Source organism: Orlajensenia leifsoniae, from assembly GCF_004570845.1.
GTDB classification, from domain to species: Bacteria; Actinomycetota; Actinomycetes; order Actinomycetales; family Microbacteriaceae; genus Orlajensenia; species Orlajensenia leifsoniae.
In genome coordinates this window covers 361,926-378,768 of the sequence record NZ_SPQZ01000004.1, presented here as the reverse complement: position 1 = coordinate 378,768, position 16,843 = coordinate 361,926, and the positions used below count along the sequence as shown (strand labels likewise).

Sequence of the window (16,843 nt, the reverse complement as noted above, 5' to 3'; positions counted from 1 at the left end):
GCGCTCGGCAGGGCTGTGTCGGAACAGGCCGGATGGCGCCGTGCGCACGAGAGCAGGCCCGACCGAGCTGAATCCGCGCCTCCGGCCTGTTCTCGTACTCGAGGCCGCGCACAGCGGAATACTGGAGGCATGAGCGACCTCGGACCCGTCGACCCCGGTCGCGGCGGCGAGACGGAATGGCTGCGTCGCTGGCGGTTGCAAGCCGACGGCGACGCCTTCGCGACGGCGACGAGCGTGCTCACCCCCGTGCTGTTGGCCGATGGAACGCCCGGGATGCTCAAGGTGGCGCGGGTCGACGAGGAGATCCGCGGCGGGGCCGTGCTCGCCGCCTGGCACGGGCACGGCGCGGCGCGGGTGCTGGAGGCCCAGGATGCCGCCGTGCTGCTGGAGCGCGCGACGGGCACGCGCTCGCTCGTGCACTGGGTGGAGAACGGATGCGACGACGAGGCGACGCGGGTGCTCTGCGATGCGGCCGGCGCCCTGCATGCGGCATCCGGCGACCTGCTCACCGCCGGTGTCGGCGAGCGCCACGACACCCCGGAACTCGTGCCGCTCGAGCTGTGGTTCCGCGAGCTGCTGACCCGCGCGGACGGCAACCGGCCGACGGTCGCCGGCAGCGATCCGGGATTCGTGCGGCGGGCGGCCGCCATCGCCCGGGAGCTGCTCGATGGCCAGGACACGAGCCCTCAGGAGGTCGTGGCCCTGCACGGAGACATCCACCACGGCAACGTGCTCGACTTCGGCGACCCGATGGCGGGCGGCCGCGGCTGGCTGGCCATCGACCCCAAGGGACTCGTGGGCGACCGCGCCTTCGACTACTGCAACCTGCTCTGCAACCCGTCGCACGAGCGCGCACTCGAGCCGGGGCGCCTCGAGCGTCAGTTCGCCGTGGTGACGGATGCCGCGGGCCTGGCTCCCGATCGCCTCGCGCGCTGGCTCGCAGCGTGGTGCGGGCTCTCCTCCGTGTGGTTCGCGCTCGACGGCGATGCCGGGCACACGGCATCCGCCACCGCGATCGGCAGGAAGGCGCTCGCGCTGATCGGCTGAGGGCGCCCAGGTGCGCCGGGCCGCTCGGTCGCTCGGTCCCTCAGGAGCTCACGGTCTCAGCCGCGCAGGGTGCGGTGCGGGCTCAGAGCCCGGTCGGCCACGAAGGCCTCGTCCACCTCGACGCCGGTGCCCGGCCCGGTCGGAACCCGCAGCTGTCCGGCGTGCTCCCCCGTTCCGAGCACGAAGGGCTCGGTGAGGTCGTCGGCGAAGTACCGCGCTGAGGCGGAGGTGTCGCCGGGCAGGGTGAAGCCGGGTAGGGCAGCGAGCGCGACGTTGGCCGCCCGCCCGATGCCCGTCTCGAGCATGCCGCCGCACCAGACCGGCACCGAGAGCTCGCGGCAGATGTCGTGCACCCGCAGCGCCTCGAGGTAGCCGCCGACCCTGCCGGCCTTGATGTTGACGATCGACGTCGCCCCGCGCTCGATCGCGTCGACGGCGATCGCGGCGCTGAGGATCGACTCGTCGAGGCACACCGGAGTCTCGATGACCTGCGCCAGGGCTGCGTGCGAGGCGATGTCCTCCTCGTCGAACGGCTGCTCGATGAGGAGGAGATCGAAGGGGTCGAGGCGCTTCAGGTGTTCGGCATCCGCCAGCGTGTATGCGGTGTTCGCGTCGACCTGCAGCAGGCCGTCGGGTCCGAGGAGCTCGCGCACGCGGGCGACGGGCTCCAGGTCCCAGCCGGGCTTGATCTTGAGCTTGATGCGCTTGTAGCCCTCGGCGACGTAGCCGGAGACCTCGGCGAGCAGCTCATCGATCGAGGGGGCGATGCCGACCGAGACACCGCAGCCCACCCACTCGACGGTCGCGCCGAAGTACTCGCCGAAGGAGCGCCCGGCCGCGCGCAGCTCGGCGTCGAGCACCGCGGCCTCGAGGGCCGCCTTGGCCATGCGGTGCCCGGCCACGAAGCCGAGTTGGCGGGCGACGGATGCCGCTGTCACATCGGGCGCATGCAGCAGAGTCGGCGCCAGGTAGTGCTCGATCACGTGAGCGGCACCGTCGACGTACTCAGAGCTGTAGAACGGCTCGCTGCCGGCGACGCACTCGCCCCAGCCGTCTCCGGCATCGCTTCGCACCCGGATCAACAGCACCTCGCGTGCGGTCTGCACGCCGAACGAGGTCTCGAACGGCCGCACCAGCGGCATGCCGACGCGGTGCAGCTCGATCGCGTCGATCCTCATGAGCGGTCTGCGCTGTCGTCGCGGTCGGCGCTGTCGGCCGTGAAGATGTAGTCGTTCTCCGAGGTGAGCTCAGGACGGAGGCCGGCGGAGAACGCCTCGCGGAACGCCTGCCGCGATGCGGTGCGACGCTCGGCCGCCCAGGCGGGATCATCCGCCCTCAGCGACTCGAAGTCGTCGGCCAGGGCGAAGGTGTCCTCGCCCGTCCAGGTCGGCTGCTTCCCGCGTGCCAGCGCGCGCAGCACGCGGGGCGAGTCGAGGCGCCAGCGCACCTCGAAGCGGTCGCTGCGGTCGGTGCCGGTGATGGCGTCGTCGAGGCGCCCGTAGAAGTCGGGGTGGAAGGCCGTGACCTCGGCGCCCAGCTTCACGAGGTTGACGTGGGCGTTGCGGCGGATGAGCGGATCGAAGGTCCAGCGCACCTCCGTCACGCCGTGGTCGAGGCTCACTGCACGCTGGAACAGCTTGAGGGCGTGGCCGACTCCCCCGCTGCGGCGCCAGGGGGCGACGGCGTTCATGTGCGAGTGCAGGTGCAACCCGCCCTCCCAGCCGAGGAATCCCAGGGTGGCACCGACCGCAGCGCTGGTCACTCCCGGCCCCGACTCGGTGGCGATCAGCACGGTGTTCCCCGCGTGGTCCATGGCCTGAAGCATGGCGCGGTCGGGGCTGCGACCCTGGCCCCAGGTGCGCTCGAACAGGCCGACGACCGCATCGAGGTCGCGCGGGTCGGCGTCGCGCACCCGCACGCCGGCGGCATCCGCCGCAGACTCCGCGAGGGCGTAGGCCGCCCGGACGACGTCGCTCGGCGCCGGTTCGTCTGGAAAGCGAGGAGTTTCGGGCGCTCGGGGCGGCTCGAAATCGCTTTCGGCGGGTGTCTCGGTCATGAGTTCCTCGCTTTCCAGATCATGCTGCGGCGAGCCTGTCGTCGAGGCCCCAGGGTTGGCCGTAGCCGCCGTCGCTCTCGGACGCGGCCATGAGGGCGAGGAAGGGCTCGGCGTCGAAGGCCTCGGGTCCGAGCACGCCGACTCCCGACCAGGCTCCGGATGCCAGCAGTTCGAGGGCGATCACCGGGTTGAGGGCCGTCTGCCAGACGACGCACTGGCTGTCGTACTCCTTCATCGTCCACTCGTTGTCGGCCACGTGGTACAGGTACACCTCACGCGGGGTGCCGTCGATTCCCGTGCCGGTGACCCAGACTCCGGCGCAGGTCTTGCCCGTCATGAGCGGGCCGATGGTCGCGGGGTCGGGCAGGGACGCGGCGACGACGTCCCGCGCGGCGACCTCCACGGGGCCGTTGGCGCTCCGCACCCGCACCGGGGTGGTGGAGTCCAGACCGAGGAGGTGCAGGGTCTGGAGCACGTTGATGAACTCGGCGCCGAGCCCGTACTTGAAGGTGACGCGCTTCGCGTCGAGCCAGCGCGGCATGAGGAGCACCTCCTCGTGCTCCACATTGACGCACTCGACCGGGCCGATCCCGCCCGGGAAGTCGAACACCTCGGGCTCCGAGAACGGCGCCGTGGTGAACCATCCGGCATCCTTCTCCCAGATCACCGGCGGGTTCAGGCACTCCTCGATCGTGGTCCAGATGGAGAACGACGGGGCGAAGATCTCGGTGCCGTCCGAGTCGCGCACCACGAGGTTGGCGCCGTCGCGGGTGCCGAGCTCGTCGATCTCGCTGAACAGGTGGTCGCTGGCGTAGCGGGCGAACACGTCGGACAGGCCGGGCTCGACGCCCATGCCCACGAGGGCGAGGCGACCCGACGCCTCCCAGTCGCCGGCCTGCGCGAACTGGTCGTCACCGAGCTTCACTCCGGTGAGGTTGTGCGGATCGGTGCCGTGCGGCTCGGAGAGGCTCATCGCCATGTCGAGGTAGTCGGCGCCCGCAGCGAGCGCTCCGGCGAAGATCGACTGCACGAACTTGGGCTCGACGGCGTTCATGACGTGCGTCACGGAGTGCTCTCGGGCGACGGATGCCACGGCTTCAGGGTCGGAAGCATCGATCTGCGCGGCCGTGAACCGGGCGGCCACGTCGGCTCCATGACGGTCGGTGATCCACGCGATGGCGCTCTCGGCGCGCCCCAGGTCGTAGTCGCTCACGACGATGAGTTCGTAGAACGAGCGGCGGGCGGCGATCTTGGTGATCGCGCCGCCGACTCCGCCGGCTCCGATCAGAAGGATTCTCATGACTCGACGCTATCGTGAGCGCCGGTCGCTTCGCCCTCTTCTGGTCCGGCCGCGGTGCGCTTCGACCGCGGACTTCGCCCGGGCCTCAGCGAGCGGGTACACGCGCGGCGCTCGCAGAGGGCCGAGCGAAGCCACCGCCCGAAGCGCCCCCGCGCGTTACAGTCCCAACGACTCCGTGAAGGGGTTGCGGAACACACCGCGCGGGTCGAGGCGATGGCGCAGGACGGCGAAGTCGGCGAAGCGCGGATACAGGGCCGCGACCTCGGCGCCCGGCAGGGTGAAGAGCTTGCCCCAGTGCGGCCTGGCCGCGAAGGGTGCCAGTGCGGCCTCGAGCAGTGGCAGGAACGCCTCGACCGCCTGCTGGTCGGGCAGCCAGGTGAAGTGGATTCCGATCACGTCGGTGCCGAACGCCGGGCTCAGCCACAGCTCGTCGGCCGCGACGGTGCGCACCTCGCACACCTGCAGCAGCGGCGCGATGCGCGGGGCGAGCAGCCTCACGGCCTCCAGGGCCTCGGCCGCGTGAGCCCGGGGCACCAAGTACTCCGACTGGAGTTCGGCACCGTTCGACGGCGTGAACCCGAGCTTGAAGTGCGGCAGCCTGTCGAGCCACGCTCCGGGCGCACCGAGCTGGTCGGTGCAGTTCTCGGGCGAGACTCCGGGCAGCGGATGCCGCGGCCCGTCGGCCGGCGTCAGGGCGAGAGCGGCCGGGTCGGCGGCATCCGTCGCCACCCGTCGCTTCACCCAGAGCTGGTCGATGACGTCGGGGTCCCGCCAGGTCGTGAACATGCTCGTGCTGTAGCCGAGCGAGGTGACGGCCGAGAGGTCGGCGAGCACGTCGTCCCACTCGAGCTTCTCGTAGACGGTCTGGGCCACCGCGTAGCTCGGCTCGATGTCGAGGGTGAGGGTCGTGACGGCCCCGAGGGCGCCGAGGCCGACGACCACGCCGTCGAAGTCCGCGTCGCCGCGCGTGTAGGTGCGCACGTCGCCGCTGGCCGTCATGAGCTCGACGCCGGTGACGGAGCCGGCCAGGGAGCGCACGCCGTCGCCCGACCCGTGGGTGCCCGTGGCGACGGAGCCCGCCACCGAGATGTGCGGCAGCGAGGCGAGGTTGGCGAGCGCCCAGCCCTCCTTCTCGAGCGCTATGGCGAGGTCGCCGTAGCGCAGCCCGCCCGACACCCGCACCGTGCGCGCGGCGGAGTCGATCTCGAGCACGGGATGCAACGCCGCGAGCGAGATGAGCACCCCCGTCGTGTCGGCGATCCCGTTGAAGGAGTGCCGGGTGCCGAGCATGCGCACGTGGGTCTCGGAGCGCAGCAGCCCCGCGAGCTCGCCGTAGGTGTGCGGCGTCATCACCTGTCGTGCTCCGTAGGCGAGGTTGCCCGCCCAGTTCGTTCCGACATCCAGCTGAGTCATGCGTCAATCCTCTCGCGCCCCGGTACCGGCGGCGTGCACGTCCGGGTGGTGCGGGCAGCGGGTCTGGCCGTCACCACTGCACGGACGGCCAGCCGTCGGCGTCCCACCGCAGCGGCAGCAGCGCCAGTTCGAAGGCGCCGCCGGCGTCGCCGTTGTAGAAGTGCAGCGCCATCATGCCGTCCGCCACGGACTGGCCGCCGGGCCCGATGCGCTCGCCGTCGGTGGCGATCACCAATGTTCCGCCGTCCTGCAGGAGCGGGGTCCCGTCACGGTCGACGTACGGTCCTGTGGGTTCGTCGGCACGACCGACGACCACGTTGTACGTGCTCTTCACGCCCTGGCAGCAGGAGTCCCGCGACACGAAGAGGAAGTAGTCGCCCTCGTGCTCCACTATGTACGGCGCTTCGATCGCGTTCGGCGGACTCTGCCGGTCGGCGAGCCGCAGCGGATCGGCGTCGTCGGCTCGCAGGCCGTCTGGCCACGCCAGCTCGACCATGCGGATGCCGCTCCAGAACGATCCGAAGGCCATCCACGGCGTGCCGTCGGAGTCCTCGACGATTCCGGGGTCGATGGCGTTGAAGTCGTCGCGCGTGGTCGACGTGACGACGGCGCCCCGGTCGACCCAGTCGTAGTCGGGATCATCAGGATCGAGCGTGCTGTTGGTGGCGAGCCCGATGACCGACGCGTTCGTGCCGAAGGTCGACGCCGAGTAGTACAGGTACCAGGTGCCGTCGTGCTCGATGAGCTCGGGCGCCCAGAGGTTCGACACCCCGGGAACGGCATCCGTTACCCAGTCGGGCTTCTCCTCCCACACCTCGCCGGCGTACTGCCAGCTGGTGCCGTCGGCAGAGGTGCGCACCTGGATGTTGCCGTCGGCCACCGACTGGTTGCCCGTGGAGTAGACGAACCAGGTGTCGCCGTCGTGGGCGAGCGCCGGGTCGTGGGTCGACAGGTCGCCGGAGAGATCGCGGGCTCCGGATGCCGCACAGCCGGCGAGCCCGATGCTCGCCGCCAGGGCCACGGCGGCCAGCGCCGCGACAGAGCGCAGGCGCCCCGCGCGGCCGCCGCTGCCGGCCCGGGCGGCGGGAGAAGGCCCCGCATGGCGCACCGTCATGGACGATCGGTGCGGCATGCGGGGAGTCATTCGTGCGCCGCGATCAGCCGAGCGAGATCGCGGTCCACGACACCGGCGGCAGCGTGATCACGAGCTCGCGCCCGTCGATCGCCGCGCTGTCGTTGGCGTGCACGCCGACGCGCTCGGGATCCTGCAGCGTGTTGACGGCCGTGAGGTCGTCGTCGGCGAGGGTGTGGGTCTCGAGGATGGCGACTCCGCCGAGCCCGCCGATGTCGACGGTCACGGTGATGGCCTCGGTCTGCGAGCGGTTGACGAGGAACACGGCCGAGCGGCCGGTCTCGTCGTCGTGCGTCGCGACGGCGTCGACCAGCGGAACCTCGCCGTAGACCTCGGTGGAGTAGGTGGGGGCGTCTAGCTTGAGCTCGAGCGCCCGGCCCTGCGCGAGACGGGAGGTGATGGCGAACGGGAAGTAGGTGGTCTGCTTCCACGCGATGCCGCCGGGCTCGGTCATGATCGGCGCGATCACGTTCACGAGCTGGGCGAGGGAGGCGCTGGTCACGCGGTCGGCGTGCTTCAACAGCGAGATCATCAGGTTGCCGAAGACGACGGCATCCGCCACCGAATAGGCGTCCTCGAGCAGGCGCGGGGCGACGGGCCAGTTGTCGACGCCCTCGATCTTGTCGACGCCGTGGTACCGGTCGATGTACCAGACGTTCCACTCGTCGAAGGAGATGTCGATGGTCTTCGAGCTGCCCTTGACGGCCTTCACGTGGTCGGCCGTCGCGACGACGGACTCGATGAAGTGGTCCATGTCGACCGCGGAGGCGAGGAACGAGTCGAGGTCGCCGTTCTTCTCCTCGTAGTAGGCGTGGCAGGAGATGTAGTCGACGTCGTCGTAGGTGTGGGTGAGCACGACGCGCTCCCACTCCCCGAAGGTGGGCATGTGGGCGCTCGACGATCCGCACACCACGAGCTCGAGGGACGGGTCGACCTGGCGCAGGGCTTTCGCCGTCTGCGAGGCGATCTTGCCGTAGTCGTCCGCCGAGCGGTGGCCCAGCTGCCACGGGCCGTCCATCTCGTTGCCGAGGCACCACATCTTGACACCGAACGCGTCGGTGGCGCCGTTGGCGATGCGCTGGTCGGAGAGCGCTGTGCCGCCCGAGATGTTGGAGTACTCGAGCAGGTCGAGGGCCTCCAGCGTGCCGCGGGTGCCGAGGTTGACGGCCAGCATCAGCTCGCTGCCGACCTTGTCGAGCCACGAGGCGAACTCGTGCAGGCCCACCTCGTTGGTCTCGGTGGAGTGCCAGGCCAGGTCGAGCCGGCGCGGCCGGTCCTCCTTCGGCCCCACCGAGTCCTCCCAGCGGAAGCCGGAGACGAAGTTGCCGCCGGGGTAGCGGATGGCCGAGACGCCGAGCTCCTTCACCAGGTCGATGACGTCCTGGCGGAAGCCCTCGGCGTCGGCGGTCGGGTGGCCGGGCTCGTAGAGGCCGTCGTAGACGCAGCGGCCGAGGTGCTCCACGAAGGAGCCGAAGAGGCGGCGGTTGATGGGACCGATCGCGAAGTGCGGATCGATGGTGAGGCGTGCGGTGGGCATGGCGGTCTTTCTGGGTCGAGGTCGAGACGAGATCGAGGGTTCTGGTTCTGGGCCGGCCGGCCGGCCGGCTGCTCGGAGGATGTGCGCTACTTGATGCTTCCGAGGGAGAGTCCGCCCTGCCAGTAGCGCTGGAGGAAGAGGAACGACAGGATCAGCGGGAGCACCGAGATGAACGATCCGGAGGTGATGAGGTTCCACACCTGCTCCCCGCCGGCACCCGCGTTGGAGAGGGCGGTCCAGCGGTTGAGGCCGACGGTGACGGGCAGCAGTCCGGGGTCGGTGAGCACGGCGAGCGGGAGGAAGAAGTTGTTCCACGTTCCGACGACACTCAGCAGCAGCACGGTGACGATCGCCGGCTTCAGCAGCGGCAGCGCCACGGTGAAGAAGGTGCGGATCTCGCCTGCACCGTCGATGCGTGCGGCCTCCAGCATCTCGTCGGGCACGGCATCCTGCGTGTAGACCCGCATGAGGTAGACGCCGAACGGGCTCAGCAGCGACGGCAGGATGACAGCCCAGGCCGTGTTGATCAGCCCGTACTGGCTGAGCAGCATGAACGTGGGGATGACGAGAGCCGTCAGCGGCACCATGACGGAGCCGAGGATGATGGTGAAGACGGCACCCCGCCCGCGGAAGCGGTACTTCGCGAAGCCGTAGCCGGCCAGGATCGACAGGATCGTCGCCCCGATTCCGCCGGAGAAGGCGTACAGGAACGAGTTGCCGAGCCACGTCCAGTAGATGCCGCCCTCGTGGGTGAACAGTCCGGCGATGTTCTGGAACAGGGCGAAGTCGCCGTCGAACCAGAACGCCGGGCTGGTGAACAGGCCGGAATTGGACTTCGTGGCGGCGACGAACAGCCACCAGATGGGGATGATGAAGTAGATCCCGAGGATGACGAGGAAGACGTGCGAGCCGATGCGGCGCCTGCCGGTCCTCCGACCGGGCCGCTGCGGTCCGCGGACCTCGTGCACCGGGATGCCGGTGGTGTGGTGGTCGCTCAGGTCGACGTCGCGCTGGGAGAAGACGGTCATCACTTCAGTCCGCTCTGCTTGCGTGTGAGGAAGAGGAAGATGAACGAACCGCCGAACACCAGGATGCCGAGCGAGAACGCTATCGCCGAGGCGTAGTTGAACTGGCTGTAGGAGAAGGCGAGCGAGAAGGCGTACATGTTGGGCGTGTACGCCGCGTCGATCGCCCCCTGCGCGATGTTGCGGAGCACGACGGGTTCAGTGAAGAACTGCAGCGTCCCGATGAGCGCGAAGGTGATCACCATGACCATCGACGAGGAGATCATCGGCACCTTGATGCGCGTCGCGGTCTGCCATCCGTTGGCGCCGTCGATGCGGGCGGCCTCGTAGATGGACGGATCGATGGACCGCAGCGCCGCGTAGATGACGACCATGTAGTAGCCGGCCCACTGCCACGTGACGATGTTGACGAGGGCGCCGAAGATCGTGTCCGAGGCGAGGAAGTTGGGGGTGTCGAGGCCGAAGAGACCGAACACCGACGACGCCGGGCCGAACCGGGGGCTGTAGAGGAAGCTCCACATGAGGGCGCCGATGACGACCGGGATGGCGTAGGGGGCGAAGATGAACAGCCGGCTGAGCTTGGACAGCCAGCTCGTCAGCGTGTCGAGCACGAGGGCGGCGGCGAGCGCCACGATCAACTGCAACGGGATCATGACCACGGCGAACCCGGCGACGCGCAGGAGTCCCTCGAGGAAGAGCGGATCGGTGAACGCCTTCACGTAGTTGCCTGCTCCGGTGAACTGCGTGCCGGTGGCGAGCGTCGAGGTGAACAGGCTCATCCCGAAGGCGTAGAACAGCGGGAAGACCAGGAACAGCAGGAAGACCACGATGAACGGGGTGACGAAGAGCCAACCCCAGCGCTGGCGTTTGACTTCGAGGCCAGCGCCTCGTCTCTGGGGGCGAGGCGCGGAGGTTCGGGCCGAGCCCGGGGCCGCGACGGCCGTTGGTGTTGTCATGATGACTCTCTCGTCGGTGAAAGGTGGGTGGCGGGTGGCCGACCGTCTGGCCGGCCACCCGGGTCAACCGCTACTGGAGCACGAAGCCCTGGTCGGTGGCGTACTTCTCGAGCGACGCCTGCAGGTCGTCGAGCGCCTGGTCGGAGCTCTTCTCGCCCTGCACCATGGCGTACTGCTGTTCGGTCAGCTGGTCGTAGGCGTAGTTCTGGAACGGGCTGAACGTGAAGCCGGTGTATCCGGATGCCGCCGCGAGGAAGACGTCCTTGTTGATCTGCTGCCCGCCGAAGAACGGGTACTCGAGATCACGGAAGTAGTCGGAGTCGAGGATGGGCTTCCAGAGCGGGAACAGGGCCGCCTTCTCGATGCCGATCTTCCATGCCTCCTCGGTACCGAAGACCTCCTTGGCGACGGTGGCCGCAGCCTCCTGGTTCTTGGACTGGCTCGTCACGGCGAAGGTCGATCCACCCCAGTTGATCTGAACGGGGTTCGCGGCATCCCACTGCGGAACCGGTGCTGCCTGCCAGACGGCGTCGGAGTCAGCATCCGAGAGACCGCCGAGGTAGCCGGGGCCCCAGGCGGCTGCGACGTAGATGGCGTAGCTGCCGTCGACGAGCTTGGTGTTGTAGTCGGCAGTGAAGGCGTCATCGGTGGCGACGAGGTTCTTCTTCACCAGGTCGTCCCAGTAGGAGAGCACCTTCTTCGAACCGGCGTCGTTCACGTCGATGCCGATCTCGGTGGGCTTGGCGTTGTCGTAGGCGAAGGGCACCGATCCGGCCTGGGCGTAGAGCGCCTGGTTGTAGGCGCGGCCGTTGGTCGGGAAGTCCGCGAGCACTCCGGGAGCGCCGGCGTCCTTCAGAGCCTGCGCTGCAGCGGCGAACTCGTCCCACGTGGTGGGCACCGGGATCTTGTACTGGTCGAGGATGTCCTTGCGGTAGAGCATGCCCATGGGGCCGCCGTCGACCGGGATGGCGTAGACGGCTTCTCCGCTCGACACGTCCTTCCAGGCGCCTTCGGTGTAGTCGGCCTTCACGTCGTCGGCGCCGAACTCGGTGAGGTCGACGAGTGCGTTGCGGATGGAGAAGCTCGAGAGCACCTCGGACTCGAGCATGATGACGTCGGGGGCGCCGGATCCGGCCTCGATGGCCGTCGAGAACTTCGTGTACTCGTCGTTGCCCTGGCCGGCGTTGGTCCAGCAGATCTGCACGTCGTCGTGGTTCTTGTTGAACAGGTCGACGACGTCTTCGAAGGCCGGGTACCAGGCCCAGACGCTCACCTGGGTGGCGTCCTTGTTGACGATCGTGTTGGTGCAGTCGGCCTTCTTGGCGGATTCGGCGGCCGGGCTGCATCCGGTCAGCGCCGCAGCGGTGACGGCGACGAGGCCGATCGCTGCCAGGAGCTTGCTCTTCATTGTGCTGTGCTCTTTCTCTCGCGGTGTTGGACACCAGTGTCAGCAGTGCGATGGGAGGGCCCGACCTCTCGGACACCAGCTCTCCGCGACGAGATCGAACGTTTTACAACGTTGTAAGTAAACGTTGTAAAAGACATGGTGCAACGCGGGCGAGGCATCTGTCAAGCATCCGTTCATCACGGATGCGTCACGCCCATGACCCTCAGAGAGGGGGTGTGGATTCGCGCTCGACGATCTCGTAGCGCGCCAGGATCTGACGCGCGTCGCCGATGGCGCCGTCCCGATCGCCGATGCGCTGCAGCAGCGTCGCCACGGCGGTCTCGGCGATCTCGTCGCGACCCGGATTGACAGTACTGAGGCTGGGCAGCGAGTACTGCGCCTCGTCGAGGTCGTCGAAACCGATCACAGCGACGTCGTCCGGCACGCGGAGCCCTGCCTCCTGGATGGCGCGCATGGCGCCGAGGGCGAGGGTGTCGTTGAGTCCGAAGACGGCGTCGAACTCGACGCCCGTCGCGAGCAGTGCCCGCATGGAGGTGGCGCCGTTCGAGCGATGCCAGAGCGTCGTGTAGCCGATGAGGGCCGGATCGAAATCGAGCCCGGCTGCGTCGAGGGCCTCCCTGTAGCCGCGCAGGCGGAGACCGGCCGAGCCGATCACCTCGTCCTCGTGGGCCCCGATCACCACGATGCGCTTGCGGCCCCGCTCGAGCAGGAACTCGGTCGCCGCCCGCGCGGCCTCGACGTTGCGCATGGTCACGTGGTCGGCCGGACCGTCGAAGATGCGCTCGCCGAGCAGCACCAGCGGATAGGGCACCTCGAGGCGGTCCACGTCGTCCATGCCCATGCCCAGCGGAGAGAAGATGAGGCCGTCGGTCATCTTGAGGCGCGGACTGGTGAGCACCTCGAGCTCGCGGGTCCTGTCGCCATTGGTCTGCTCGATCAGCACGACCTTGCCCGCCCGTTCGGCCGCCCTGATGACGGCATCCGCGAGCTCGGCGAAATAACTGAGACTCAGCTCGGGCAGGGCCAGCGTGATCGCGCCGGTGAGACCGGAGCGCAGACTGCGCGCCGAGAGATTGGGCTGGTAGCCGAGCTCCTCGATGGCGGTCTGCACCCGGGCGCGGGTGTCGGGCTTGACGTGAGGGTAATCGTTGATCACGTTCGAGACGGTCTTGATCGAGACACCGGCGATGCGGGCGACGTCGTGCAGCGTGGCCGCCATGGCTCCCCCATTTCCGCCGGACCGCCCGGATGCCGTCACTCTACAACGTTGTACGGGTTCGATCGGGGTGTGTACCCGACGATCCGGTGAGCTACGCGGCCGGATGCCGCCGCTCGTGCAGCGCCAGGCGCTCCTGCTCGAGCTTCTGGGCGAACGGGCCCCAGATGACGAGCGCCATGCCCGCGCCGACGAGGAAGCCTCCGACGGTGTCGGTGAACCAGTGCACACCCAGGTAGGTGCGGCTGATCGCCATGAGGATGGTCCACACCGCACCGGCGATCCACACCCAGACCACAGGGAAGATGACCCCGAAGGCGACCGCGATCGTGGCGGCGTTCGCTACATGCCCCGAGGGGAATGAGCCGAAGTCCGAGGCCACGAGCATGTCCTCCGGGCGGGCTCGGCCGAAGAGCTGCTTGAGGATCTGCACGGCGATGGCACTCGCCGACGAGGCCAGGGCGAAGTACAGGGCGGCCCAGCGCCTGCGGGCGGCGAGCAGCGCGATCACCGTGGCCAGCGGGATGATCAGTGCTCCGATGAGGGTGCCGCCGGCGTAGTTGAAGAACAGCGCGAGCGCATCTCCGACCGGCCCGCGGACCTCCGTGATCTCCTCGGCCCACTCCTCGTCGAGGCCGAGCAGCAGGGTCTGCTCACGCACGACGATCAGAACGCCGAGCAGCACCGCCATGATCAGGAAGGAGAGTCCGGAGACCAAGGGGATGTGGCGGCCGAACCACGACGCGCGTCGCTCGGGTTCGGCATCCGTGGGCACGGGGTCGGGGTCGGCGATGTGCGGCTCCATCCGCCTACGCTACCCCGCCGGGCGCACCGCTCAGTGCGAGAGGGCGGGAACACTCCGTGGGCGCACGACGAACCAGAGGAGGAGGATCGAGATGACTGCCGTCGTGCCCATCACAGCACCCATGGGCAGGGCGCTCGAGACACCGAGCACACCGACGATCGGAGAGAGCACTCCGGCCAACCCGAAGTTCAGGGCTCCGAGCACCGAGGCCGCTGTTCCCGCCTCCTTGCCGTGGTTCGCGAGTGCGAGCACCTGGATGCAGGGGAACGTGAAGCCGCAGGCGGTGATGAACAGGAACAGCGGCAGCACGGTTCCCCAGAGGCCGGCCCCCGCGATGTCGAGCACCATGATGGCGATGGCCATGGCGAGCAGCGCGATCGTGGTGCACGCGATGATCCACTGCGGTCCCACTCCGCGACGCATGAGCAGCGAGCTGGTCTGCACTCCGAGCACGACGCCGATGGAGTTGACGGCGAACAGCAGCCCGTACTGCTGGGCATCGAAGCCGTAGACGCCCTGGAACAGGAACGACGAGCTCGAGAGGTAGGCGAACAGCCCTGTGAAGGTCATGCCGCCGATGATGGCGACGCCCACGAAGGTGCGGTCGGAGAACAGCGCCCTGTAGCGCTGGCCCACGGTGGAGTGCCCGTCGCCGTGGCGCTCGCCCCTCGGCAGCGTCTCGACGATGAGGAGTGCGACGCAGACGATCACGACGGCGCCGTAGAGGGCGAGAACCCAGAAGATGCCTCGCCAGTCCATGAAGAGCAGCAGCTGCGAGCCGATGACGGGTGCGAGTACGGGGGCGAGGCCGCTCACGAGCGCAAGACGCGAGAGCATCTTGACGAGCGGACGACCGCCGAAGAGGTCGCGCACCATGGCCATCGCGACGACTCCACCTGCGGCGGCACCGAATCCCATGATCAGCCGGAACGCGCCGAGCCAGTAGATGTCGGGCGACAGCGCCGCGCCGACGCAGGCGACGAGGTGCACGCTGGTGGCGGCGAGGAGGGGCAGGCGGCGCCCGACCTTGTCGCTCCAGGGGCCGACGATCAGCTGGCCGAGCCCGAAGCCGATCATGGTGCCGGTGAGGGTGAGCTGGATGATCGCGGGCGAGACGTTGAACTCGTCCTGCAGCACGGGGAACGCGGGCAGGTAGAGGTCGATGGTGAACGGGCCGAGGGCCGTGAGCGCACCGAGCACGAGGATGTAGACCAGGCGCTGCCTGGCGCTGAGGCGATCGCCCGGGTGGGCGTGGTTCACCGCGCTATCGGGAGTGATGGCGGGGATGGAGCCGGTGTACGTCAAAGCGAAGGTCCTCGAGAGATGGGGGGTGTGCGGCGGCGCGCAGCGATCGAGGACGACGGGACGTGCCATGCCGATGGCAGGGGATGCCCGAGAGTCACGGATGCGGCGGGCCACGCGAGGCGGCTGCATCGCCGCGGATCGAATCGATTCGATCGTTGCTGGTCAAGCCTAACGCAGAGGACGGCACGTCAGCCAGTGAAAACCTGAGAGTGGTCGGGTTTCGGGGTACACCAGACCCGTCCACGCTGCAGTTGTGGCTGCTATCGGCGGCGCGGAGCGACCACAACTGCAGCGCGAGTGGGCGAGTGGAGAAGTCAGCGGAAGGTCGCCGGCGCCGAGGACTCCGGGTCGGCGAGCACCGCCGTGAAGGCGGCCTCGGCGGCTCCGATCAGCAGGCGGTCCTCGCCGAGGCCGGCCACCCTGATCTCGAGCTCCTCGCCCGCGACAGGCAGGGCCTGGGCGAGCACCGCAGCCTCCAGCGCCGCCAGATCGCTCTGCGCCACCGTCGCGAGGAAGCCGCCGAGGATCACGAGCGACGGGTTCAACACGTTGATGGCGTTGCAGAGCGCTGTCGCGAGGATGCGCCGCTGGCGTTCGAGCTCGCGCTGCACGGCGTCATCCGTCGACTGCATCAAGGCGGCGGCGAGAGTCGGCTCGTCGGCCGTGTCGAGACCGACGACCTCGAGCAGCCTGGCGCGGCTCACCTCGTCCTCGAGAACGCCGTCGGGCGCGCGCCTGTCGTCGGTCGTGGCGATGCCCGGCCGGTTCTGGCCGAACTCGCCGGCATAGCCCGCGGATCCGCCGACGAGGCGGCCGTGCACGATGAGCCCGCCGCCGATGCCGCTGGCGCCGCCGTTGAGGTAGACGATGTCGTCGACGCCGCGGGCTGCGCCGAAGAGATGCTCGGCCACGGCTCCGAGGCTGGCGTCGTTGTCGACCACCGTCGGCAGGCCGATCGAGGTCTCGAGAAGGTCGCGGATGCCGGCATCCGACCACCCGAGGTGCGGAGCCCAGCGCACCAGGCCGTCGGCCCGGCGCACCTGGCCCGGCACGGCGACACCGCACGCGATGAAGCGCAGAACGGCCAGCTCGCCGGTCGACGCCCATCCCGCGACGGTGCGCGCGACGATCTCGACGGCTTCCTCAGGACTGACGATGTGGTCGACCTCGATGCGCTCGCTGTGCAGCACGCGGCCGCCGAGGCCCACGGCCGCGATGGTGATGGCATCGACCTCGGGGTTCACGGCTATGACGGCGGTGAGCGGATGCGGCGCCACGACGGGAGAGGGCCGGCCCACGCGATTCGTGGGATCGGGCGCGCTCTCGACGACGAGGTCGAGCGCAGCGAGCTCGGAGACCAGGGTGGCGACGGTCGAGCGGTTGAGCCCCGTGGCGGCGGTGACCTGCGCGCGGGACAACGGTCCGTCGTAGTGGACGAGCGACAGCACTTTCGACAGATTTCGGCGATGGACGCCGTCGAAGGTCCCCAGGGTGCTCACGGCTAACACTCTAGGGGCGACTGGCCATGAGGCATCCGACCCACGCCGAATATGTTGCGCTTGACGGCATATCAGCGCGGCCGTAGGATCAGATCGTCCAGATCACTTTCGACGCAGACGTCGAAACTTTCGAGAGGTTCAATG

At 68.9% G+C, this 16,843-nt stretch carries 14 protein-coding genes; 1 reads left to right on the top strand and 13 read right to left on the bottom strand.

Going from position 1 to position 16,843, the window contains the following annotated elements; translation table 11 throughout:
* The first annotated feature begins 129 nt into the window (after positions 1-129).
* Positions 130-1,047, top strand: a complete 918-nt coding sequence (locus E4M00_RS12685) for an aminoglycoside phosphotransferase family protein (protein ID WP_135120872.1) — start codon at positions 130-132, stop codon at positions 1,045-1,047.
* Positions 1,048-1,103: 56 nt separating this feature from the next.
* Here the strand turns inward: E4M00_RS12685 and menC are convergent, their stop codons facing one another.
* The 13 genes from menC to E4M00_RS12620 form a co-directional block, all read right to left on the bottom strand.
* Positions 1,104-2,225, bottom strand: coding sequence for an o-succinylbenzoate synthase (gene menC, locus E4M00_RS12680; protein ID WP_135120871.1), 1,122 nt, complete (start codon positions 2,223-2,225; stop codon positions 1,104-1,106).
* Positions 2,222-3,103, bottom strand: a complete 882-nt coding sequence (locus E4M00_RS12675) for a hypothetical protein (protein WP_135120870.1) — start codon at positions 3,101-3,103, stop codon at positions 2,222-2,224. Before E4M00_RS12675 ends, menC begins: the two co-directional genes overlap by 4 nt.
* A gap of 19 nt (positions 3,104-3,122) precedes the next feature.
* Positions 3,123-4,403 carry a saccharopine dehydrogenase family protein gene (locus tag E4M00_RS12670; RefSeq protein WP_135120869.1) on the bottom strand — a complete coding sequence of 427 codons (1,281 nt, stop codon included), beginning with the start codon at positions 4,401-4,403 and terminating at the stop codon, positions 3,123-3,125.
* A gap of 156 nt (positions 4,404-4,559) precedes the next feature.
* The gene (locus E4M00_RS12665) at positions 4,560-5,816 is read right to left on the bottom strand and encodes a D-arabinono-1,4-lactone oxidase (protein ID WP_135120868.1); all 1,257 of its coding nucleotides are present in this window, start codon (positions 5,814-5,816) and stop codon (positions 4,560-4,562) included.
* Between the two features lie 70 nt (positions 5,817-5,886).
* The gene (locus E4M00_RS12660) at positions 5,887-6,930 is read right to left on the bottom strand and encodes an arabinan endo-1,5-alpha-L-arabinosidase (protein ID WP_135120867.1); all 1,044 of its coding nucleotides are present in this window, start codon (positions 6,928-6,930) and stop codon (positions 5,887-5,889) included.
* A 43-nt stretch (positions 6,931-6,973) separates the two neighbouring features.
* On the bottom strand, positions 6,974-8,485 hold the full coding sequence (arfA, locus tag E4M00_RS12655; RefSeq protein ID WP_135120866.1) for an arabinosylfuranosidase ArfA: 1,512 nt from the start codon (positions 8,483-8,485) through the stop codon (positions 6,974-6,976).
* Positions 8,486-8,571: 86 nt separating this feature from the next.
* Positions 8,572-9,513 (bottom strand): carbohydrate ABC transporter permease, encoded by a 942-nt coding sequence (locus tag E4M00_RS12650; RefSeq protein WP_135120865.1) that lies wholly within the window; start codon positions 9,511-9,513, stop codon positions 8,572-8,574.
* Positions 9,513-10,466 carry a carbohydrate ABC transporter permease gene (locus E4M00_RS12645; RefSeq protein WP_135120864.1) on the bottom strand — a complete coding sequence of 318 codons (954 nt, stop codon included), beginning with the start codon at positions 10,464-10,466 and terminating at the stop codon, positions 9,513-9,515. Before E4M00_RS12645 ends, E4M00_RS12650 begins: the two co-directional genes overlap by 1 nt.
* Positions 10,467-10,536: 70 nt before the next feature.
* Positions 10,537-11,874 carry an ABC transporter substrate-binding protein gene (locus E4M00_RS12640; protein ID WP_135120863.1) on the bottom strand — a complete coding sequence of 446 codons (1,338 nt, stop codon included), beginning with the start codon at positions 11,872-11,874 and terminating at the stop codon, positions 10,537-10,539.
* A 202-nt stretch (positions 11,875-12,076) separates the two neighbouring features.
* Complete coding sequence (locus tag E4M00_RS12635; protein ID WP_135120862.1) at positions 12,077-13,093, bottom strand: LacI family DNA-binding transcriptional regulator; 1,017 nt, start codon at positions 13,091-13,093, stop codon at positions 12,077-12,079.
* A 91-nt stretch (positions 13,094-13,184) separates the two neighbouring features.
* Positions 13,185-13,895, bottom strand: a complete 711-nt coding sequence (locus tag E4M00_RS12630; RefSeq protein ID WP_240037085.1) for a phosphatase PAP2 family protein — start codon at positions 13,893-13,895, stop codon at positions 13,185-13,187.
* 30 nt (positions 13,896-13,925) lie between these two features.
* Positions 13,926-15,269 (bottom strand): multidrug effflux MFS transporter, encoded by a 1,344-nt coding sequence (locus E4M00_RS12625; RefSeq protein ID WP_135120861.1) that lies wholly within the window; start codon positions 15,267-15,269, stop codon positions 13,926-13,928.
* A gap of 245 nt (positions 15,270-15,514) precedes the next feature.
* On the bottom strand, positions 15,515-16,699 hold the full coding sequence (locus E4M00_RS12620) for an ROK family protein (RefSeq protein ID WP_240037083.1): 1,185 nt from the start codon (positions 16,697-16,699) through the stop codon (positions 15,515-15,517).
* Between the last annotated feature and the right edge of the window lie 144 nt (positions 16,700-16,843).

What these genes read in the sequence shown, in the direction of transcription:
- E4M00_RS12650 (WP_135120865.1), bottom strand. Translation starts at nt 9,513, where the DNA reads ATGACCGTCTTCTCCCAGCGCGACGTCGACCTGAGCGACCACCACACC.
- E4M00_RS12640 (WP_135120863.1), bottom strand. Translation starts at nt 11,874, where the DNA reads ATGAAGAGCAAGCTCCTGGCAGCGATCGGCCTCGTCGCCGTCACCGCT.
- E4M00_RS12665 (WP_135120868.1), bottom strand. Translation starts at nt 5,816, where the DNA reads ATGACTCAGCTGGATGTCGGAACGAACTGGGCGGGCAACCTCGCCTAC.
- E4M00_RS12660 (WP_135120867.1), bottom strand. Translation starts at nt 6,930, where the DNA reads ATGACGGTGCGCCATGCGGGGCCTTCTCCCGCCGCCCGGGCCGGCAGC.
- E4M00_RS12625 (WP_135120861.1), bottom strand. Translation starts at nt 15,269, where the DNA reads ATGGCACGTCCCGTCGTCCTCGATCGCTGCGCGCCGCCGCACACCCCC.
- E4M00_RS12685 (WP_135120872.1), top strand. Translation starts at nt 130, where the DNA reads ATGAGCGACCTCGGACCCGTCGACCCCGGTCGCGGCGGCGAGACGGAA.
- E4M00_RS12635 (WP_135120862.1), bottom strand. Translation starts at nt 13,093, where the DNA reads ATGGCGGCCACGCTGCACGACGTCGCCCGCATCGCCGGTGTCTCGATC.
- E4M00_RS12645 (WP_135120864.1), bottom strand. Translation starts at nt 10,466, where the DNA reads ATGACAACACCAACGGCCGTCGCGGCCCCGGGCTCGGCCCGAACCTCC.
- E4M00_RS12630 (WP_240037085.1), bottom strand. Translation starts at nt 13,895, where the DNA reads ATGGAGCCGCACATCGCCGACCCCGACCCCGTGCCCACGGATGCCGAA.
- arfA (WP_135120866.1), bottom strand. Translation starts at nt 8,485, where the DNA reads ATGCCCACCGCACGCCTCACCATCGATCCGCACTTCGCGATCGGTCCC.
- E4M00_RS12670 (WP_135120869.1), bottom strand. Translation starts at nt 4,403, where the DNA reads ATGAGAATCCTTCTGATCGGAGCCGGCGGAGTCGGCGGCGCGATCACC.
- menC (WP_135120871.1), bottom strand. Translation starts at nt 2,225, where the DNA reads ATGAGGATCGACGCGATCGAGCTGCACCGCGTCGGCATGCCGCTGGTG.
- E4M00_RS12675 (WP_135120870.1), bottom strand. Translation starts at nt 3,103, where the DNA reads ATGACCGAGACACCCGCCGAAAGCGATTTCGAGCCGCCCCGAGCGCCC.